Annotated in this window: 16 protein-coding genes; 12 read left to right on the plus strand and 4 right to left on the minus strand. The window is 61.7% G+C overall.

What is annotated here, in order from left to right:
- Positions 1-180 precede the first annotated feature (180 nt).
- From AC1IN8_RS14015 to AC1IN8_RS14045, 7 genes are all read left to right on the plus strand, one after another.
- Positions 181-1,302 (plus strand): 4-phosphoerythronate dehydrogenase, encoded by a 1,122-nt coding sequence (locus AC1IN8_RS14015; RefSeq protein WP_479759243.1) that lies wholly within the window; start codon positions 181-183, stop codon positions 1,300-1,302.
- 153 nt (positions 1,303-1,455) lie between these two features.
- Positions 1,456-2,472 carry an aspartate-semialdehyde dehydrogenase gene (locus tag AC1IN8_RS14020; RefSeq protein WP_139439503.1) on the plus strand — a complete coding sequence of 339 codons (1,017 nt, stop codon included), beginning with the start codon at positions 1,456-1,458 and terminating at the stop codon, positions 2,470-2,472.
- Between the two features lie 293 nt (positions 2,473-2,765).
- The gene (locus AC1IN8_RS14025; protein ID WP_479759244.1) at positions 2,766-4,847 is read left to right on the plus strand and encodes a FimV/HubP family polar landmark protein; all 2,082 of its coding nucleotides are present in this window, start codon (positions 2,766-2,768) and stop codon (positions 4,845-4,847) included.
- Positions 4,848-5,007: 160 nt separating this feature from the next.
- The gene (gene truA, locus AC1IN8_RS14030) at positions 5,008-5,817 is read left to right on the plus strand and encodes a tRNA pseudouridine(38-40) synthase TruA (protein WP_283941005.1); all 810 of its coding nucleotides are present in this window, start codon (positions 5,008-5,010) and stop codon (positions 5,815-5,817) included.
- A 118-nt stretch (positions 5,818-5,935) separates the two neighbouring features.
- The gene (accD, locus tag AC1IN8_RS14035) at positions 5,936-6,799 is read left to right on the plus strand and encodes an acetyl-CoA carboxylase, carboxyltransferase subunit beta (protein WP_265436107.1); all 864 of its coding nucleotides are present in this window, start codon (positions 5,936-5,938) and stop codon (positions 6,797-6,799) included.
- 2 nt (positions 6,800-6,801) lie between these two features.
- Positions 6,802-8,058: a bifunctional tetrahydrofolate synthase/dihydrofolate synthase gene (gene folC / locus AC1IN8_RS14040; protein ID WP_479759247.1), complete on the plus strand. Its 1,257-nt coding sequence runs from the start codon at positions 6,802-6,804 to the stop codon at positions 8,056-8,058.
- A gap of 172 nt (positions 8,059-8,230) precedes the next feature.
- On the plus strand, positions 8,231-9,040 hold the full coding sequence (locus AC1IN8_RS14045) for an SPOR domain-containing protein (RefSeq protein ID WP_479759249.1): 810 nt from the start codon (positions 8,231-8,233) through the stop codon (positions 9,038-9,040).
- A gap of 111 nt (positions 9,041-9,151) precedes the next feature.
- On the opposite strand, the gene AC1IN8_RS14050 is transcribed toward AC1IN8_RS14045, so the two are convergent.
- The 4 genes from AC1IN8_RS14050 to AC1IN8_RS14065 form a co-directional block, all read right to left on the minus strand.
- Positions 9,152-9,508, minus strand: a complete 357-nt coding sequence (locus AC1IN8_RS14050) for a TusE/DsrC/DsvC family sulfur relay protein (protein ID WP_479759251.1) — start codon at positions 9,506-9,508, stop codon at positions 9,152-9,154.
- A gap of 154 nt (positions 9,509-9,662) precedes the next feature.
- Entirely contained in the window at positions 9,663-11,798 is a 2,136-nt protein-coding gene (gene yccS / locus AC1IN8_RS14055; protein ID WP_479759253.1) for a YccS family putative transporter, read from the minus strand.
- A 164-nt stretch (positions 11,799-11,962) separates the two neighbouring features.
- The gene (locus tag AC1IN8_RS14060; protein ID WP_479759255.1) at positions 11,963-12,619 is read right to left on the minus strand and encodes a Bax inhibitor-1/YccA family protein; all 657 of its coding nucleotides are present in this window, start codon (positions 12,617-12,619) and stop codon (positions 11,963-11,965) included.
- A 217-nt stretch (positions 12,620-12,836) separates the two neighbouring features.
- Positions 12,837-13,685, minus strand: coding sequence for a helix-turn-helix transcriptional regulator (locus tag AC1IN8_RS14065; RefSeq protein ID WP_241672842.1), 849 nt, complete (start codon positions 13,683-13,685; stop codon positions 12,837-12,839).
- A 202-nt stretch (positions 13,686-13,887) separates the two neighbouring features.
- Between AC1IN8_RS14065 and AC1IN8_RS14070 the strand changes: the two genes are divergently transcribed.
- From AC1IN8_RS14070 to AC1IN8_RS14090, 5 genes are all read left to right on the plus strand, one after another.
- Positions 13,888-16,044, plus strand: coding sequence for a TonB-dependent siderophore receptor (locus AC1IN8_RS14070; RefSeq protein ID WP_479759257.1), 2,157 nt, complete (start codon positions 13,888-13,890; stop codon positions 16,042-16,044).
- Positions 16,045-16,112: 68 nt separating this feature from the next.
- Positions 16,113-17,153: an alpha/beta hydrolase gene (locus tag AC1IN8_RS14075; RefSeq protein WP_319912500.1), complete on the plus strand. Its 1,041-nt coding sequence runs from the start codon at positions 16,113-16,115 to the stop codon at positions 17,151-17,153.
- A 1,086-nt stretch (positions 17,154-18,239) separates the two neighbouring features.
- The gene (locus tag AC1IN8_RS14080) at positions 18,240-18,737 is read left to right on the plus strand and encodes a transcription termination/antitermination NusG family protein (protein ID WP_479759259.1); all 498 of its coding nucleotides are present in this window, start codon (positions 18,240-18,242) and stop codon (positions 18,735-18,737) included.
- Positions 18,738-18,828: 91 nt separating this feature from the next.
- The gene (locus tag AC1IN8_RS14085; protein ID WP_479759260.1) at positions 18,829-19,119 is read left to right on the plus strand and encodes a FaeA/PapI family transcriptional regulator; all 291 of its coding nucleotides are present in this window, start codon (positions 18,829-18,831) and stop codon (positions 19,117-19,119) included.
- Between the two features lie 329 nt (positions 19,120-19,448).
- Complete coding sequence (locus AC1IN8_RS14090; protein WP_265436801.1) at positions 19,449-20,003, plus strand: fimbrial protein; 555 nt, start codon at positions 19,449-19,451, stop codon at positions 20,001-20,003.
- The last annotated feature ends 159 nt before the right edge of the window (positions 20,004-20,162 follow it).

Raw genomic sequence — 20,162 nt, forward strand, 5'->3', positions numbered from 1 at the left:
ATGAGTGCGACGCTCCATCTGTGGATGCCCGGGAACCCGCTTCGACACCCTGGCGCTCTGTCGCCTTAAGAGAGCGGTGCACTCTTTGCCCACGACAGCCCGAGAACAAGTCTCTGAAAATTCGGCCCGCTTGGGCTAGAATGGCGCGCCTGTGGCCGGTTGTGGATGAGAAGAGAGCCGATGAAGATCGTCGTTGATGAAAATATGCCCCATGCCTGCGAGCTGTTTGCCGAGTTTGGCGAGGTCGTCCCCCTGCCCGGACGGCAGATAGGGGCGGCGGATCTGCAGGATGCCGACGTGCTGCTGGTGCGTTCGGTGACCCGGGTCGATGCCGGGCTGCTCGCCAGCTGCCCGCGGCTGGCTTTCGTCGGCACCGCCACCATAGGCACGGATCACATCGACACTGCTCTCCTGGCCGAGCGGGGCATCCCCTTCTTCAGCGCCCCCGGCTGCAACAAGTATTCGGTGGGCGACTATGTGCTCTCGGCCCTGCTGGTGCTGGCGGAGCGCCATGAGCTCAGCCTCGATCGGATGAGCCTCGCCGTCATCGGCGCCGGCAACACGGGGGAGTGCGTGGCGGGCAAGGCAGAGGCGCTCGGCATGAAGGTGCTGCGCTGCGATCCGCCGCGGGCACGCACTGAGGGCGGTGCGGGTTTTGTCGATTATCAGACGGCCCTTGGGGCCGATATCGTCAGCTTCCATGTGCCCCTGACCCGCAAGGGGCCGGAGCCGACCTTCCACCTGCTGGGGGCGCGCGAGATAGCCGCGCTGCCCGGGGGCCAGTTCCTTATCAATGCCTCCCGGGGGGAGGTGTGGGACAACCAGGCCTTGCTGGCGCGCCAGCAGAGTCAGGCGCCGCTCAAGCTGGTGATGGACGTGTGGGAAGGGGAGCCTGAGCCTCTAGAGGCCCTGGTGCCTTACACCGAGATAGCCACTCCGCACATCGCCGGCTACAGCCTGGAGGGCAAGGCCCGCGGCACCTGGATGCTCTATCAGGCGCTCTGCCAGCAGCTGGGGCGTACGGCGCGCCAGGATCTGCAATCCCTGCTGCCCGCCCCCGAGGTGCGCGAGCTGACGCCGGGTCAGCCCGCCGATCAGGGGTTGATCAAGCAACTGGTCCACCTCATCTATGACGTGCGCCGGGACGATGCCCGCTTTCGCAACCGGATCGGGTTGCCCGGCAGCTTCGATGGGCAGCGCAAGGACTACCCGGAGCGGCGCGAGCTCTCCTCCTTGCAGGTCAGCGGCCCCTTCGCCTGCGACAGGCTGGCCCGGCTGGGCTTTGCCATCTCGCAACAATAAACCGGAATTCATGCGGGGGCTCCGATCACCGGATCGGGGCCCTCCGTCTCGGCCCGCACCCTGCCGGCCGACCATCAGACAGATCACGCCTGCCGCCCCTGATGCCGACCCGATCGGCCTCATCGGCGGGCAATATCACAGGAGAGAACATCAGTGAGTCAACAATTCAACGTAGCGGTACTGGGCGCGAGCGGCGCCGTGGGTCAGGCCATGATCGAGATCCTGGAGGAGCGCGCCTTCCCGGTCGCCACCCTCTATCCTCTGGCCTCCAGCCGCAGCGCCGGCGACACAGTGCGCTTTGGCGGCAAGAACATCGAGATCAAGGATGTCGAGGAGTTTGACTGGAGCCAGGTGCAGATCGCCCTCTTCTCCGCCGGCGCCGAGGTCTCTGCCAAGTGGGCGCCCATCGCGGCCGAGCAGGGCTGCATCGTCATCGACAACACCTCCTGCTTCCGTTACGACGAAGACATCCCCCTGGTGATCCCGGAAGTGAACCCGGATGCCCTGGCGGATTTTCGCAACCGCAACATCATCGCCAACCCCAACTGCTCCACCATACAGATGCTGGTTGCCCTCAAGCCCCTGCAGGACGAGGTGGGCATAGCCCGCATCAACGTAGCGACCTACCAGTCCGTCTCCGGCTCCGGCAAGGAAGGGGTGAGCGAGCTGGCGGGCCAGACCGCCCATCTGCTCAACGGCCGTCCGGTGGAGCCGACCATCTATCCGCAGCAGATCGCCTTCAACCTGATCCCGCAGATCGACAGCTTCACCGACAACGGTTACACCCGTGAAGAGATGAAGATGGTGTGGGAGACCCAGAAGATCCTGGGGGATGCCAGCATAGCCGTGAACCCCACCTGCGTGCGGGTGCCGGTGTTCTACGGTCACGCCGAGGCGGTCCATGTCGAGCTGCACCAGCCGCTGGACGCCGAGCAGGTCAAGGAGCTGCTGCGCAATGCCCCCGGCGTCACCCTGTTTGACGACGATGCGGACTACCCGACCCCGGTGCGCGACGCCACCGGCAAGGACGAGGTGCTGGTTGGCCGGGTGCGCCAGGATATTTCTCACCCGAGCGGTATCAATATGTGGATCGTGGCCGATAACGTTCGTAAGGGCGCGGCGACCAACAGCGTGCAGATTGCCGAGCTGCTGGTGCGCGACTACCTCTGAGGCCGTTTTGCGGACACTGGCGGGGAGGGAGCCCCGCCCGAGGAGATGAGCCAGGGTCCCGGGATGTGACCGGGGGCGCACTCTCCGGTTTTAAGAATGTCGCGTGATATCAGTGAGCTAGGTTTTTTTCTACACTCGGGTTCGCGTCTGGGGCCGCTCTCTGGCGGCATGGGGACGCGAAATATGTCGGATCGCTGGCTTGAGACCGGCGGCTGATTTATATTGAGCCGATTGTTTTGGGGTAACTATCCAGATTTTTCAATGTGATAGGGCCATCATACGAAGGAACGAATATGGGACATTCCCGCATAACGCTGGCAACGCTACTCGCATTGGGTCTTCTGGGCACGGCTCAGGCCGATGAGGCGGGGCGAGAGCCTTTCTTTGTCGAGCTCAAGGGCCCGGATGGTGCCGCGCCTCCTGTCGTTCAGCCTCAGGCCCAGCCCGTGGCACCGGCCCAGCCGGCTCCCAGGGCCCAGCCCATAGTGCGTCAGGCGCCCAGCGCCGCCGCCGGCAGCTATGGCCCTGTCCGTTCCACCGATACCCTCTGGAGCCTGGCGAGCAAGCATCGCCCCTCCAACCGGGTGACCGTCTACCAGACCATGGTGGCGATCTATGACAAGAATCCCAAGAGTTTTGCCGACGGCAACATCAACCACATCCTGGTGGGATCCCGCATTCTGCTGCCAAGCGCCGCCGAGGCGGGCCGCATCACGGACGCCGAGGCCCGTCGTCGCTTCAACAGCGACAATGCCAGCTGGAAGGGGCTGAGCCCCAAATACCTGGCCGAGAAACAGACCCATCCGGTGGCGACCAAACCGGCGACCAGCGCGCCGGTCAAGACCGTGGCCAAGGCGGCCCCCCTCCCGACCGCCCCCAAGGTGAGCGCGCCCCAGGCGGCGACCGAGATGACGGCGATCCCCAAGGCTGCCGCTCCGGCGGCGAGTGCCGCCGCGCCAACCGCAGCCCCGGCCCCCTTGCCAGTCAGTGCCGCCGCCGTGGTGGGCAAGCCCTCCACCGAGATGGCGCTGGCGCTGGAAGATGCCAACGCCCAGCTCGGTCAGGTCACCGAGATGAACCACAGGCTCAAGCTGCGCCTGCAGTCCCTGACCGAAGAGGTGGAGACCCTCAAGGCACAGCTGCAGGATCAGACCGCGTTGCAAAAAGAGGTGGCGGAGCTCAAGGCCAAGCCGGTGCCGCCCGTGGTGGCCCCCGCACCCAAACAGAACTGGGTGATGGAGCTGCTCGCCTCGCCGCTCAACCTCGCCATGATCATCCTGCTGCCCGTGCTGCTGGTGCTGGCCTTGGTGACGCTCTGGCTGCGGGCCCGCGCTCGCCGCGAGCTGGAAGAGCAGGAGAAGAGCCTGTCGGAGTCCACCTCCATGGTGATGGGGGAGGAGAGCAGCGAATTTGACCAGCTGATGACGGTCGGCATCGCCGATGACGAGCCCATGCACGCCATGCCGGATCTTGGGCTGGGTGACAATGGCAGTCAGGAGGGGACCAAGGCCCCGACTGACGTCGTCTTCAGCGATGATGAGATGGCCCTGTCCGCCTTCGATGTGGAGCCTGCGGTGACGACGGCCAACCGGGATCCGGATCTGGTGCCCGAACTCGATCTGGCCCACGAGGGTGACTTCAGTCTGCCCCTGGCCCCCGAGCTGGATCTCTCCGGCGAGTCCGAGGCCAAGGCCCGGGCCGACGACGAGCTCATGAGCGAGGAGGAGCTGCAAGCGGCCCTGTTTGCCGAGCTGGATGCCGATCTCGAGGCCGATCTCAGCCAGGCGCAGGAGCAGAGCAGAAGCCAGCGCGATGGGGCGCTTGCCAACTTCGATCTCAGCGATCTCGAGACCGACTTCCACGAGCCTGCCACCGACACCGCTGCCCGAGGCGACGACGCCTATGGCAAGGATGATATCGATGACATGCTGGCCGAGCTCGGGCTGGAGCCCACCAAGCCGGCGGCGCCGGCCTGGGATCCCAACGAGCTGGCCCTGGCGGACTTCGAGGATGCCTTCACCGAGGTGGAGCCCCATCAGGGCGATCTGAAGCCCCGTGAGCAGGCGCAGGCGAACGACTACGTGGAGATAGACAAGCTCCTGGCCGAGGCCAATGCCAGCAGCACGGAGCAGGAGCCCTACCAGGGCTTCTCCCTGGACGTGGGGCTGGATGGCTTCCCCGAGGTGTTGCCGGAGTCCACCGGGTTCGATGTGGATGCCGATGACGGCGGCGTGGGGGCCAAGCTGGATCTGGCCCGGGCCTACCTCGAGATCGACGACAAGGAGAGCGCCCGCGAGCTGCTGCAAGAGGCGGCGGCCCAGGGCAGCGAGCACCAGCGCAGCGAAGCCGAGAAGCTGCTCAGGCGCCTGGGGTGATCCCCTTTGCCGGTGATGAACACAGAGGGCAGCCCGCGGGCTGCCCTCTTTCATGTCGGTCGCCGGCAAGGGATGCCGGCCCGAACTGGGACTTTTGGGCCCAAGGGCGTATAATCCGGCCCGTTTCTTTCATCCTTTCCCCACAAGACAAGATTCATCCATGCGAATTGCCCTAGGTATTGAATACGACGGCAGCCGGTATTTCGGCTGGCAGCGTCAGCGCGAAGTGATCAGCGTGCAGGCCGAACTGGAAAAAGCCCTCAGCCGCATCGCCAACCACCCCGTCTCCATCCAGTGCGCCGGTCGTACCGATGCCGGGGTGCACGCCACCGGCCAGGTGATCCACTTCGATACCGAGGCGAACCGCGCCGAGGGGGCCTGGACCCTGGGGCTCAACTCCAACCTGCCGCCGGACATCGCAGTGCGCTGGGTCAAGGAGGTGGACGAGAACTTCCACGCCCGCTTCAGCGCCACCGCCCGTCGCTACCGTTATGTCATCTACAACCATAACTTCCGCCCGGCCATCCTCGGCAGCGGCGTCAGCCACTACCACGAGACCATAGATGCCGACCTGATGCACCAGGCGGGCCAGAGCCTGCTCGGGGAGCACGACTTCAGCACCTTCCGCGCCATCGCCTGCCAGTCCAACACCCCCTGGCGCAATGTGACCCACCTGTGCGTCAGCCGCTCCGGCCCTTACATAGTGCTCGACATCAAGGCCAACGCCTTCCTGCACCACATGGTGCGCAACATCACCGGCTCCCTGCTGCTGGTGGGGCAGGGACTCAAACCCGTGGAGTGGATAGCCGAGGTGCTGGCGGCCAGGGATCGCAACCTGGCGGGGCCGACCGCCAAGGCGGGGGGGCTTTATCTGGTGGACGTGGACTACCCGGCAGAGTTTGCCCTGCCGCAGTTGCCGCTCGGCCCGCTCTGGCTGCCGGACTCGGCACCGGGTACGACCAGTTTTTAGTAACTGGGCCCGAAAATTTGTGGTTTAATGATCCGTCATTTATTGCCATCGAGCCGTAAGTCATTGAACAATCAAGGCCCGATGCGTTTTGTCAGGCACAAAAGCATTAAGGAATTCCATGAGCTGGCTTGAGAAGATCCTTCCCAAGAGCAAGATCACTACACCGCGTCGTCACAACATTCCGGAAGGGGTGTGGACCAAGTGTACCGCTTGCGAACAGGTGCTCTACCGGGCAGAACTGGAGCGCAATCTCGAAGTGTGCCCCAAGTGTGATCATCATATGCGGATCAGCGCCCGCGCCCGCCTCGAGAGCTTCCTCGACGAGCAGGGCCGCACCGAGGTCGGTGCCGAGCTGGAGCCGCAGGACATCTTGAAATTCAAGGATTCCAAGCGCTACAAGGATCGTTTGTCTGCCGCTCAGAAAGAGACGGGAGAAAAAGATGCGCTGGTGGTGATGAAGGGGACCCTCAAGGGGGTGCCGGTCGTCGCCTGTTCATTCGAGTTCTCCTTCATCGGTGGCTCCATGTCCTCCGTGGTCGGTGCCCGCTTCGTGCGTGCCGTCGAGGAGAGCATCAAGGAAGGCCGCGGCCTGGTCTGCTTCTCCACCTCGGGTGGGGCGCGGATGCAGGAAGCGCTCTTCTCCCTGATGCAGATGGCCAAGACCAGTGCGGCGCTCGATCGCCTCACCAAGGCGGGCCTGCCGTTCATCTCCGTGCTGACCGACCCCACCATGGGGGGCGTCTCCGCCAGTCTGGCCATGCTGGGTGACATCAACGTGGGCGAGCCCAAGGCGCTGATCGGCTTCGCCGGTCCCCGCGTCATCGAGCAGACAGTGCGCGAGAAGCTGCCGGAAGGCTTCCAGCGCTCCGAGTTCCTGCTGGAGAAGGGCGCCATCGATCTCATCATCGACCGCCGCGAAATGCGCAACCGTCTGGCTGGCCTGCTGGCCAAGCTGATGAACACTCAGGTCATCGAAGACTGAACATGAGTTCGCACATGCAACAATCTCAAAGCCGGTCGCTGGTCGACTGGCTTTCTTATTTGGAACGGATCCATCCGGTCAACATCGACATGGGTCTGGAGCGGGTCGGCGCCGTTGCCCGGCGCATGGGCCTTACCCAGTTGCCGTTTAAGGTGATCACGGTGGCGGGCACCAACGGCAAGGGCTCCTCCTGCGCCATGGCCGCCAGCATACTGATGGCCGCCGGTTACCAGGTGGGTGTCTACTCCTCGCCGCACCTGCTGCGCTTTACCGAGCGGGTGCGCATCGACGGGGCCGAGCTCTCTGACAGCGAGCACTGCGCCGCCTTTGCCGAGGTGGAAGCCGCCCGCGGCGAGATTGCCCTCACCTTCTTCGAATTCGCCACCCTGGCGGGCCTGTGGCTCTTCTGCCGCGCCGCCCCCGACGTGCTGCTGCTGGAAGTGGGGCTGGGCGGCCGGCTCGACGCCACCAATGTGGTGGAGTCCGACGTGGCCCTGATCACCTCCATTGCGCTGGATCACTGCGACTGGCTCGGGGATACCCGCGAAGCGGTGGCGGTGGAGAAGGCCGGGGTGTATCGCGCTGGCAAACCCGCCATCAGCGGCGAGCCCAACCCGCCAGCGACCATCGCCAGCGAAGCGGCGCGTCTTGGCGCCTGCCTGCGCCAGGTCGGCCGCGACTTCCACGGCGATGAGCACGATGCAGACTGGGATTACCATGGCCTGAACCACTGGCTGGGGCTGCCCAAACCCGCCCTGCCGCTGATGAACGCGGTCACCGTGCTGGCGGCGCTGGAATCCCTCGGCTTGCCGCTCTCTGAGTCCGCGATCCGTGACGGGCTGGCCAATGCCCGGCTGGCGGGGCGGATGCAGCGGCTGCAAAACGAGCCCCTGGTCATCGTCGATGTGGCCCACAATCCCCATTCGGCGGCTTATCTCGCGAGCCAGCTGCGCCAGATCCCCTGCAAGGGCCAGCGCCGCGCCGTGGTCGGCATGCTGAAAGACAAGGACATGGCAGGGTCGCTGGCCGAGCTCGATGGCCTCATCGACCAGTGGTTCCTGGCAAGCCTCACAGGCCCGCGCGCCGCCACCGCAGAGCAGCTTGCCGCCGCCCTCGGGGACGGGCAGGGACCGGCGGCGACCTTTGACGGCGTGAGCGCGGCTTATCGTGCTGCCCTGGCCGCATCGAGTCCTGATGATATGGTCATCGTCTTTGGTTCGTTTTACACTGTCGCCGACGTGCTGGCGGCGAGCGCCTGAGCGGCCCTTCGCATCGCCGATGTCCGCAAGATTGCAGGCCGTTGAGTCTAAGTAACATGGCTGGAAATTAACTTGGCTGCGAGGTTGCAACACAGCATGGCTGCCGGGGACCGTTCATCGTGGATGTCCGCAAGATTGCAGTTGAGTCTAAGTAACATGGGTGGAAATTACCTTGGCTTCGAAGTTTCAAAATAGATTGGTGGGGACTGTCATCCTGGTCGCCCTGGTTGTCATCTTTCTGCCGGATCTGATGGACGGCAACAAGCTGGAGCAGAAGGAGGAGGCGTTTGCCAAGATCCCGCTGCGCCCAGAGCTCGAGCCCGCCAAGCCGGCCTTGCAGGTCTCTGCCGCCAGCACCCTGCCGGCCGATCATCTGGCGAGCCAGCAGCAGGCCTCTGCCGCCACCCAGTGGCAGGTAGAAGAGATCGGGGATACGGTGACCCTGGCCGCCAATCAGGCCTCTGCTGCCGCCCAGGCACAGCCAGCGGCCCAAGTTGCGGCCAAGCCTGAGCCCAAACCCGTGCCCAAGCCTGAGCCCAAACCCGTGCCCAAGCCCGAGGTGGTGGCCAAGAAACCGGTGGAGCAGCCCAAGCCCAAGCCGGTGCCCCCCAAGCCGGTGGAGGTGAAGAAGCCGGTGGAGAGCAAGCCGCAGGCGGGCCAGATCAAGTCCATGGACGATCTTATCGCGAGCAAGATGACGACCCAGGCTGCCACCCCGGCACCCGCGGCGGCAGCCCCGGCCCAGGGCAGCTGGATACTGCAGCTCGGCGCCTTCAAGAATGCCGACAGCGTCAATGCCCTGGTGGGCAAGCTGAGGGCGGCCGGCTACTCGGCCCAGACCTCGCCGAGGACCCCGGTGCAGGGGCAGATCAACCGGGTCTTTATCGGGCCGGATGTCTCCAAGGCCAAGCTGCAGGGCATGCAGAGCAGGATAAGCCAGATGACGGGGCTGAGCGGCTCCGTGGTGGCCTACAACCCCTGATGGGGGTTTGACGAACGCCGAACACAAAAATACCGCGCCTCATTTGACAGATGGGCGCGGTATTTTTTTGGAACCTGTTCATGGTCTCTCAGGGAGAGGCCGGGCTGGTTTTTAGATGCACTTCACCGGCTTGGGCAGGCCGGCGATCTTGGTGGCCTGCTTGGCGGGCCCCTCGGGGAACAGCTTGTAGAGGTAGCGGCTGTTGCCCTTCTCGGGGCCGTACTGCCTCTCCATCGCCTTGACCAGGGCGCGGATGGCGGGGGAGGTGTTGAACTCCAGATAGAAGGCCCGCACGAAGCGCACCACTTCCCAATGCGGCTCCTCCAGCACTATGCCCTCCTGCTCGGCCAATACCAGCGCCAGCGCCTCGCTCCACTCTTCGCTGTGGCGCAGATAGCCCTTGGCATCGGTCTCGATGAGTTGGCCGTTGAAATGCAGCTGATGGTGTTCGGACGGGTGCTCGGACATGGAGGCTCCTCGGGCTGTCGGGATTGGGCGGGCATGGTAGCGCCTTGATCTTCGGCGAGCAACCGGCGTAGACGCGCCAGGGGGCACAATTCACCGGGCAGGGCCGTCGCCGCGCCCGGTGAGCACTCGCTGGACTGGTCCCTTTCTTCGCCCGTCAGGCGTTGCCTTGCCGGGTGAGCAGCTGGCCGTCGTTGGCCAGCATCAGCAGTTCATCCGCCAGCTGGCTGATGAGGGTGAGCTGCTGGGTCAGCATCAGCTGCTCCTCGCTGCTGTCCGGGGTTATGGCCGGGCATACCCCCTCGAGCCGGGCCGGCATCTCCCCCGCCAGGTGGCCGGCGGCCCGCTCCAGGGTATGGCTGATGTGGCGGCTGATCTCGTCAAGGCCCTCGATGGGCTCCAGCCTGTCCCGATGGGCCCCGAGGGCCGAGATGTAGGAGAGCAGGGCGTGGTTGCGCCAGGTGAGGGTGAAGCAGAGATCGAGGAAGCGGCGACGCTTGCTCGGCTCCACCAGCATGCTCTGCCAGGCCATGGCCAGCTCGCTGTCGGCGAGGTGGGCACACTTGCGGGCCACCCGGTAGTCGAGGGACTCGTCGCGCTGGCGGTGCAGGCTGGCGAGCACCGCCGACAGGTAGCGGGCGTTGGCGGAGAGGGAGTTGGCAATCAGGGTCGGCAGCCGCTTGTATTGCCAGTCCGGCCAGAGCCAGGCCACCAGGGCGTAGGAGAGCAGGCAGCCGAGCAGGGTATCGAGCAGGCGCGGCCCCAGGATGGCGAAGCCGATGCCGTCCAGCAGGTTGAACGCCATCAGCACGTAGAGGGTGATGAAGCAGACGGCGGCGCTGTAGTTGCTGCGCACCTGGGTGAAGAACAGGAAGGCGGCCAGCCCCATGATCCCCAGTTGCAGGTGCAGCTCGGGGAAGAGCCAGAGCACGGGCACGCCTATCAGGATGCCGGCGAAGGTGCCGAGCATCCGCTGCACCAGACGGCGCCGGGTGGCGCTGTAGCTCGGCTGGCAGACGAACAGCACCGTCAGCAGTATCCAGTAGCCCTTGTCCAGGCTGAAGGCCTGCAAGATGCCGTAGCCCACCACCAGCCCCAGCGACAGTCGCAGGGCGTGACGAAACACCATGGAGTCCGGGGTCAGGTGCTGCTTGAGCAGGGTCAGCAGCGGCAAGGGGGCAGGCCTCGCCAGGGGCGGCAGGCTGGCGGGCGGGGCGGCGGGGTTTTGCAGCTCCTCGGCGCTGGCCAGCAGCTCGTTGATGCTGGAGAGGTTGCGGCGCAGGAACTTCATCGGCGTCAGCAGGGTCTTGGGATAGTGCTGCTTGAGATGGGTGAACTCCAGCTGGTCGCCGAGGGCCTCCAGGGTCCAGTGGATGCGCTTGTGATGGGCATAGGGCTTGTGCACCAGGATGGCGTAACCGAGTCGCTGGCACGCCTCCGAGAGCTGCAGGAACACCTCCTGGAAGCCGTCCAGCACTATGCCCTGCTTGAGCTCGGCTTCCAGCTTGCTGTAGGGGTAGTGGCTGGAGGTGGCCCGCTCCTGGATCTCCAGCGCCAGCAGGTAGAGCCGCAGCAGGCCGGCGAGCTCGGGCGCCGCCTGATGGTGGGTACTGAGGCGGGCATTGAGCGCCGTCTTGGTGAGGTTCAGGGCATTGACCAGGTTGATGTTGAGCTGGGCCAGGTTGTGGCGAATGGCCTGGGCGCCGTGCTCGTCAGCCGGGAAGAAGCGGGATTTTTCCAGCAGGTAGCGGCCGAGGGCGAAATAGCTCTGGGCGAGCTGCTCGTGCAGTGTCTTGTAGGGCAGCAGCCAGAGCCAGACCAGCGACACCAGGCCGTACCAGAGGGCGCCGGCACCGAGCGCCAGCGGCTGGTAGAAGAGATCCGGCGCCTTGGCGGCCCCCAGCATGGTGTAGATGGCGATGAGCAGGGAGCCGAAGCTGATGGTGGCGTAACGTTGCCCGAGCGCCCCCACCATCACGAAGATGAAGGTGGATCCCGCGAGCCCGAGGGCAAACAGCCAGGGGGTGGGGAAGAGGTACTGCACGCACAGGGAGGCAAACAGGAAGCAGACCAGCGTCATGGCGAGGTTCTTGACCCGGCCCCACAGGCTGTCATCGGTCTCGGCGATGGCCCCCGCCACCACCCCGAGGGAGAGCAGCACGGTGAGCTGGATGTCGCCAGTGGCCAGGGCGAAGGCGAGCAGCCCCAGGATGGCCAGCAGTACCTTGAGGGCGAAGTAGATATGGCTGTCGGTCAGCAGACGGCGCAATAAACCTGAGAAATCCATGGGCATGGGATAGACGCAACCCTTGAGCGAAACGAAAGCGACAGCATAACTCGTCGGCAACGAAGTGGCCCTGATTTGGATCAGGGCCACTTTGCTTCATATCCTTGATTTACAACTTATCCTGACAGAAACAGGTGCCAATAAAAACCCCGCCGAAGCGGGGTTTTTCATCAGTTGCGGTTGCCGCCAAGCAGGCTCAGCAGACTCAGGAAGATGTTGTAGATGGAGACATACAGGGTCACGGTGGCGGAGATGTAGTTGGTCTCGCCGCCGCGCACTATCTGCTGGGTGGTCAGCAGGATGGCGCCGGAGGAGAACAGCATGAACATGGCGGACAGGGCCAGGCTCAGGGCGCTCATCTGCAGGAAGATGTTGGCGACCATGGCCACCAGCAGCACCCAGAAACCGACGAACAGCATGCCGCCGATGAAGGAGAGGTCACGCTTGGTGGTCAGGGCATAGGCCGACAGACCGAAGAAGGTGAGCGCCGTGCCGCCAAGGGCCGTCATCACTATCTCGCCGCCGCCATTGTTCATGTACATGTTGATGATGGGGCCCAGGCTGTAGCCCATCAGGCCGGTCAGGGCGAAGGTGAACACCAGCCCCATGCTGTTGTCACGGTTCTTCTCGGTCAGGAACATCAGACCGTAGACACCGACCAGGAAGATGGCCCAGTGCAGGGGCGGCATGTTCATGACGGTGGCAACCCCGGCAACCACGGCAGAGAAGCCAAGAGTAAGGGAGAGCAGCATATAGGTATTGCGCAGCACCTTGTTGGTGTCGCGCACGGCACCCTGGGTGCCAGTGTAGATAGAACGGGTATCCATCTTGATGTCCTCTTGATTTCCGGGGTGAGGCGACCAATTACGCCTCGTTAACGCATTGTATGCACTGAATGTGTGGATGACGAGCGCTGATTTCAAGCGCCCCCCCACTGTGTCGGCCTCTACTATTCCAGAGCAAAGATGTATTGCGCATGAACAAGAGGATGAAGCCGCGCGAGCGACAGGGCGGGCATCTGCATGTGCAGGCTGGCCGTCGCGCCTACTGAGTGTGCGCCCGCACGTGCCGGCTGGCCTGTCTGGGCGAATAGCCAAACAGCTTGCGAAACGCCGTGATGAAGTTCGCGACATGGCTGTAACCCGCGTGCTCGGCGGCTTCCTGCAGGGAGAGGCTGCGCTCTTCGAGCTTCGCCTTCGCCTGCTGCAAGGTTCGCTCGCGCAGATAGCGCTGCAGGCTCATGCCCAGCTCTTTCCTGGCCGTGCGCTGCAAGGTGGAGAGGCTCATGCCCAGGGTATCGGCGATGTCGGCCAGGGTCATGTGGTCCACCTTTTCATCCCGAAGCAACATCTTCAGGCGAGTCGGTTGCTCGCTGTGCCGCTGACCACACACCTGGGAGATCTGCTGGAGGTTGCTCATCAGGCTCTCCCACAGGGTGAGGGCGAAGGCCTCCCGCATCAGCATCTCGGGGGCATTCTGGCTGCTGGTGAGGTTCAGCGCCTCCGCAATCTGCCCCAGATGCGGGGGCAGCGACCAGTCGACGCGGCTCAGGTGATGGCTGAATACCCGCTCGAACCGCTCGCGCTGGGGGCCCGTCATCTTGCGCTCAAGCCAGGCGGGACTGAGCGACAGGACTATGCTGCGACTGCGCACCTGGGCCTTGGCGGCGCCCTGCACCATGTCGGGTCTGGCATAGAAGATGGCGGTGGCGACGATGGGATCGGACGTGTGAAAACGGCAGCCCCGCAGCTGATGGGTGGCCCCATAGGTCATCAGCGCCTTGCTCTCGAGGGGGATGGCGATGATGAGCTGCGGCGGCAGCTCCCGCTCGGTGGCAAAGTCGGCCTTGTGGACTATGTCCTTGTTGTGAAAGAGGATGCCGTCCTGAATCATCAGGTTCTCTACTCTTCCTGTGAACAAACCCCGTTTGCGAACGCGGGTATCTCTTACCACAGTGTCAGCCATGCTCACTTTGACCATTTCGAAGTATTAAATGACCAACCCGCAAAACTACTGCGGATACTCGAATGCTATATTAGCCCCCGCAAAATCAAATGAAAATGATTATCATCTCTATTTGGGGGTCACTCTTTCTATGGTTGTCTTCAAGGATAAAGTGCCGAGCCCGCTGGCTCTGGCCGTCTCTGCCGCCCTGGCTGTCACTGTCGTTTCCCCGGTCCGGGCACAAACGGCGAACATCGAGCCGGATGAAACCCTGGTTGTCTATGGCAACCCGCTCTACGGGATGGCGCCGTCGGAGGAGACGGGGGGCTACGGCGTCGACTCGGCCACCGTCGGGACCAAGACCCCGGCGGCCCTGAAAGACATTCCCCAGTCGATCACTGTGCTGACCAACGACTACATAGAGGAGCGCAACTTCGTCGCGGTGGACGACTTGGCCAAGTACACGCCGGGCCTGCGCACCATGGTCAACGACAGCGGCCGCTCCTCCATCTTCTCCCGCGGCTACGAATACGATGAGGTGAACCTCAACGGCCTGCCATCGCCGATGCAGAGCAAGTTCGGCACCCTGCCGTCTCTGGCGGCCGTGGACAGGGTAGAGATCATGCGCGGCCCCTCCGGCCTGTTCAACAGCACCAGCGAGCTGGGGGGCGTCATCAACATGGTGCTCAAGCGTCCGACCGACGAGTTCAAGGGCTCGGTCACGGCGCGCTATGGCAGCTGGGACAGGCACTATCTGGAGGCGGACCTGGGCGGGGCACTCAACGAGGAGGGCTCGGTGCTCGGTCGCCTGGTGGTGACCAGCGCCGACATCAAGAACCAGGTCGACTACAACAACAACGACAACGGCACCTATTACGGCACCCTGGAGTTCGACCTGTCGGATCGCACCCTGCTCTCTGTCTATGCCCTGCACCAGACCAAGGACATACTGCCCACCAATGGCCTGCCGGCCTACCGCGATGGCACCATGCTCGACATCGGCCGTAGCACCTATCTGGGCTCGGATGAAGATTTCTTCGATGCAAGCACCACGGATGTGGGGGCCGCCCTCCAGCATGCCTTCGCCAACGGAGGCGTGGCGCAGTTCTCGGCCCGCTACATGGACCACGACATGCGCCTGGAGCAGACCTACACCAATGGCCCTGTGGATGGCGCAGGGAACACGGGGCTGATGTTCAATGCCCAGGCGAACCAGCAGAAAAACATGGCGTTCGATGCCAACTACAGCCAGCTGTTCGGCCTGCTTGGGCACAAGAGCGAATTCGTGCTGGGCTCTGACTACAAGCGCTACGAGTCCGACATCCAGACCTACACCAACCGCAACATCGGCAAGATCAACGTGTTCGACTTCGATCCGACCGGGGTCGCCAAGCCGAACTACCAGTACACCAAGAACGACCACGAAGAGCAGTCCGAGCTGGGCCTCTATGGCAAGGTGACCTGGCGGCTGCTGGAGCCGCTGGCGGTGATCACCGGGGCCCGGGTCTCCTGGTATGACACCGAGGTCGTCAACACCACCCTGAGCTCGGGGGCGCAGAGCAGCCAGTCCGGTGACTTCAAGGGGAAATTCACCCCCTATACCGGGGCCGTCTATGACCTGACCGGGGAGCATGCGCTCTATGCCAGCTACTCCAAGGTGTTCAAGCCGCAGACCAGTCAGGATGAAAAGGGGGAGATGCTCACGCCGCGGGAGGGCAGCCAGTGGGAAACCGGCATCAAGTCCTCCCTGCTGGACGGCCTGCTCAATACCCGGGCGACCGCCTTCCTGATGAAGGACGCCAACATCGCGGCCCAGGCCTATGACGATCAGGGCATCGCCATCACCAACACCTACTGGGCCACCGGCAAGGTGGAGACCCAGGGGGTGGAGCTGGAGGCGACCGGCTACCTGAGCCAGCACTGGATGGTCATGACCGGCTATACCTTCACCGACATCGAGGAGAAATCCGGCGATCACAATCCGAAATTCGATGCTATTCCGCGCCACACCCTCTCCCTCTGGACCGACTACCACCTGGCGGACTGGGTACAGGGGCTGCATCTGGGGGGCGGGATGACGGCGGTCAGCGACTACTCCTTCAACCAGAAGGGGATCTCGACCCATCAGGGGGGCTATGCCCTGTTTGATGCGGCCGTGCGCTACGAGATCAACGACAGGATGCAGGCGACCCTGAACCTCTACAACATCTTGGATCGCGAGTACTTCTACCGTGTCGGCTCCACCACCACCTTCAACATGTATGGCGAACCGGCCAACCTGATGGCGGGCTTCAGCTACAAGCTGTAACCCAGGTGACAACAGGGCCCGGTGGCCCTGTTGTCCTCTATCCGAACCCACTTCGTCCGATTCACCCTATGACAAGACTCATCGCGATACTGCTCACCATGATCACTCTCTCGTCTGCCCAGGCCGACATGCGCCATTACGCCGAGCGCTTCACCCACCACTCGACCCTGCTGGGGGAGGCGCGGCAATACAGCGTCTATCTGCCAGAGGGCTATGAAAAACAGCCGCAGCAGGCTTTTCCCGTGCTCTATCTGCTCGATGGGGAGAAATTCCTGCTGGAGGTCGCGGGCATCACCCAGGCCCTGCGGGCCGGACTCAACCCGGCGATCCCGCCTCTCATCATCGTCGCGGTGCACAATACCGACCGGATGCGCGACTACACCCCGAGCCACACCCTGGTGCTGCCCAATGGGGCGCCGGCCGGCGCCGGTTATGCCAAGACCGGCGGCGGTCCGGCGTTCATGGAATACCTGACCCGGGAGCTGCGCCCCCTCATCGAGCACCGCTATCGCACCGCCTCGCCGGCCCTGCTGGTGGGTCACTCCCTCGGGGGCCTGCTGACCCTGGACGTGGTGGCCAGAGACAGCGGCCAGTTCCAGGGCTACATCGCCATCGATGCCAGCCTGTGGTTCGATTATCCGGCCAACTACCAGCGCATCGAGCGAGCCTTGCTTGGTCCGCTCAAGCATCCCGCCTCGCTGTTTGTCGCCGTGGCCAACAACCCCTTCACGCCGGGGTTTGGCCGCTCCGAGTTTCATCGGGATCAGTTGCGGCAGTTTGCACGCAGCCTGGTGGCGCACCCCGGCCACAACCTGCACGTCACCAGCCGCTACTTCGAGGAGGAAGATCACCACTCCGTCTATCACCTGGCGGTCTATCAGGGGTTGCAGCAGCTGTTTCGGGGTTACCAGCTGGATCTGACCCCGGGCCTCTTCAGCCGGCAGGCTGTCATCGCCCGCTACGAGGCCCTGAACCGGCGGCTTGGCAGCCAGCTTCGCCCCCAAAGGGAGAGCCTGCAGGCTATCAGGGAGAAGGGCGAGCGCTGGCCCCAGATGCAGATCTCCGTGGCCGAGGTCGATGCGCTGCTGGAACGCTATTACGGGCAATGAGTTGGGAGACGGGGGTCATGAAGGGCGGGCAGTGACGCCCCCTGGGGCAGGGGCCCGGCCACTCCCGGGTTGCCGTCGGTACCCAAACCGGGCGCGGGATCCTGCCTTATTGTCTTGTCGGACGGCGCCAGGACAGGCGCCGCTTCACTCATAGACCCGGCCGAGATTGCCCGGGCTTTGCTGTGTCCGCCGCTCCCCGCATAGGCCGCTTGGCCTGCTGCTCAAACAGGCCCGCAAAGGGGCCTTTTTGTCGTCGGTGCCCATCACCCTGGTACAACCGACGTGTATATGCAAAGCGATGAGGGGCCTGCTATCTCACGCCATCGTCTCGGTCGCTCAATCTCGCCTCCCCGACAACCCCCTACTAGATGTCGCCTGAAGCCATTTTAGTGCGAGCCGCTGCTTACTCTCATGTCTGGCGTCATGAAGGGAAGAAACTCGCCAGCCAGCCCCGGAGATGGAGGACAAGAATAGCTGCAAGCGATGGAGAAAGGAAAATGAGCGACGGTGCAGGTTGTTGAGTCTGTCGAATTAAGGCCTCAAATGTTTCCTTATTCTGAGGTGATATATTTTATTGGCGGATTGTTATTTTAATGTTAATCAATCACAAACTAATCATTATATCCATGAGCCAGCTTCTGAATATCTTAATTTAAATTTCATTAAGTCAGAGTTCAGTTATTGCTTATAAAAAGCAGCGTTTTTCTGATCGTAAACGTTTTTTTATCGGCTAATCTCGATCGAATATATCGAGGAATCGTTCCCATGAGCGGGCTATCTGTCGTTTTAGGCTTCGCATTTAGATTTTACTGCTGTTTTTGGTGTATTTATGGTTTTTTGATCTGATTTTTGTCTTTTAATTCATCTTTTTGATGGATATTATGTGGATGTCAGAGTTTAATTCTGTTTGCGAGTCTCGATTGGAATTATTTCAATCGAGGTGAGGGCATTAATTGGCACTCTCATATTGTCACCAAATTCATGTCATCTAGATTGTGCTCCCGGGCACGGTTTTGGCGGAGCTTGCCCCCTTGTTGCCGGTTTTCGGTGCGCATCCATCGATAATGGGTATGGGAACGAATCACTGTGGAACGATGGTATCTGGCCTGTCACAAGACAGGGAAACATAATGCAGCCAAGGTGAAAGCATTTCTGGCGAATCTGGATATTGAGGTGCTGATACCCCAGATATGCATACGTCAGCCAAGGCAGGATCGCCCTGGTCAAATAAGGTCCGTTTGGGAGCCATTATTTCCAGGTTATCTCTTCATTCACTTCGATCCTGAGACACATCACACGTCGAAAGTGTCGGCTTGCCGTGGCTTGAGCCACCTTGTGCGATATGGCGGGGCGATAAATCCTCTGCACGAGGCCGTGGTCGATGAGGTCCTGAAATTGGTGTTGACGGTAAATGTGGAGGCAGGCGAGTCGATAAAGCAGCTCGTGAGACCTGAGCCCCAGGCTAAAAAAATACCAACCTTGACGGAGTCACAACGCAGGCAGATAAGGCAGTTGTTGGAGGAAAAAAATGGGGTGACACGTTCGGCACTGTTTTATGCATTTGTCGAGGCGAGCCTCTGCTGACCCTGCGAAATGAATTCATATAACTGATAATACGTAGTTTTTATTGAATATTCATAACATCAGCCACAAGAATATGGTAATCGAGAATATTGTGAAAAAGAGTGACGTCAAAAAACAGAATATTTATGATGCGTTGCTGACGTTATGCCCTGCGGTGGAAGGAAATATACCACATTATGATGATTGGCCCAAGACGCGGGAAATAGCAGATGCGTGCAATGAGACCATCTATTCGGCGCGGCTCTACTTGCTGGCACTAGCAGATGAGGGAAAGATTTATTGTTCATATCAAAACGTGAATAACTCCCTGCGCTGGTATCCTAGATTGTGCAAGGCCAAATGGCCTGATATAGAGGATGCCACTCTAGCAACACGAGCATGATCCATATATGACAGCATCCAATATACGGATGCATTGATGATGCCTCTGTTTTTATGCCATGTTCATCCTTCCTCTGAGAGGCGTGCTTCTTGCGGGTATTGATTAGCTGACTGCCGTGGCACCTATTAACGGCGTCGTGGAGCAGTATGATTACAAGTTAATAAAACAAGATATATCAGGGAGATATATTTTTCAGGGTGACTTTTGTCAGTGACATAGGCGTTTATTTACTGCTAGGCGTTTGCCAGATTTATTTAAATGCTCAGAATGTATTTTTCTGAGGGATAGACTTTGGCGCTTATTAATTTACACATTCATTTGAGGTTTTTATGAAAAAGTCCCTGTTGGCCATGGCCGTTGTGCTCTCCTCCGGTATGAGTCTGAATGCGTTCGCTGTTGAACCACCGACAACAGTTACCGGTGGCACAGTCTATTTCAACGGTGAGGTTGTCAATGCGGCCTGTGCGGTGAGCTCCGACTCCCTGGATCAAACAGTTTATCTGGATCAGGTACGTACTGCCGCCTTTAACGGCGCGGCGGATGCGCCTGCGAATCAACCGGAAAATTTCGAAATCAAACTGGTTGACTGCGATACGAGTGTACAGGCCACGGCCGCAGTGTCATTCACGGGCACCACAGTCGCCGGCAAGACCTCTGTACTGGCCAACTCGGCGGGTTCTGGTGCTGCACAGGGGGTGGGTCTCGTGCTGATGGGGCCGGACAGTGCCGTGCTGGAGATCAATACCGGTGTGCCCTCAAGCAAGGTGACCCTGGTCAACGGGACCACCGTCATACCGTTGTCGGTCGACTATGTCTCCACCAGCACTGTGGTCACACCGGGCCCTGTCAGCAGCGTGGCCAATTTCAACGTGCATTACGAGTAAGGGAATTGGCTGGGTGGCTCCTTGTCGGAGCCACCCATTCCGTCATGTCCCAGATTCAGGTTGCAGATTGTCTCTGTGTTGAGGGTCAGTCGTAGAGGCACTTGCTGTCACGCAATGACACTCCTCTCTTCGTTCACCCGTGGTACTTCCGTCGTCCGA

The organism is Aeromonas sp. 130281, assembly GCF_056642115.1.

Bases quoted from the DNA above. Each gene is read 5' to 3' on its own strand.
- accD (WP_265436107.1), top strand. From the start codon at position 5,936: ATGAGCTGGCTTGAGAAGATCCTTCCCAAGAGCAAGATCACTACACCG.
- AC1IN8_RS14090 (WP_265436801.1), top strand. From the start codon at position 19,449: ATGAAAAAGTCCCTGTTGGCCATGGCCGTTGTGCTCTCCTCCGGTATG.
- AC1IN8_RS14015 (WP_479759243.1), top strand. From the start codon at position 181: ATGAAGATCGTCGTTGATGAAAATATGCCCCATGCCTGCGAGCTGTTT.
- AC1IN8_RS14025 (WP_479759244.1), top strand. From the start codon at position 2,766: ATGGGACATTCCCGCATAACGCTGGCAACGCTACTCGCATTGGGTCTT.
- folC (WP_479759247.1), top strand. From the start codon at position 6,802: ATGAGTTCGCACATGCAACAATCTCAAAGCCGGTCGCTGGTCGACTGG.
- AC1IN8_RS14070 (WP_479759257.1), top strand. From the start codon at position 13,888: ATGGTTGTCTTCAAGGATAAAGTGCCGAGCCCGCTGGCTCTGGCCGTC.
- truA (WP_283941005.1), top strand. From the start codon at position 5,008: ATGCGAATTGCCCTAGGTATTGAATACGACGGCAGCCGGTATTTCGGC.
- AC1IN8_RS14075 (WP_319912500.1), top strand. From the start codon at position 16,113: ATGACAAGACTCATCGCGATACTGCTCACCATGATCACTCTCTCGTCT.
- yccS (WP_479759253.1), bottom strand. From the start codon at position 11,798: ATGCCCATGGATTTCTCAGGTTTATTGCGCCGTCTGCTGACCGACAGC.
- AC1IN8_RS14060 (WP_479759255.1), bottom strand. From the start codon at position 12,619: ATGGATACCCGTTCTATCTACACTGGCACCCAGGGTGCCGTGCGCGAC.
- AC1IN8_RS14065 (WP_241672842.1), bottom strand. From the start codon at position 13,685: ATGATTCAGGACGGCATCCTCTTTCACAACAAGGACATAGTCCACAAG.
- AC1IN8_RS14050 (WP_479759251.1), bottom strand. From the start codon at position 9,508: ATGTCCGAGCACCCGTCCGAACACCATCAGCTGCATTTCAACGGCCAA.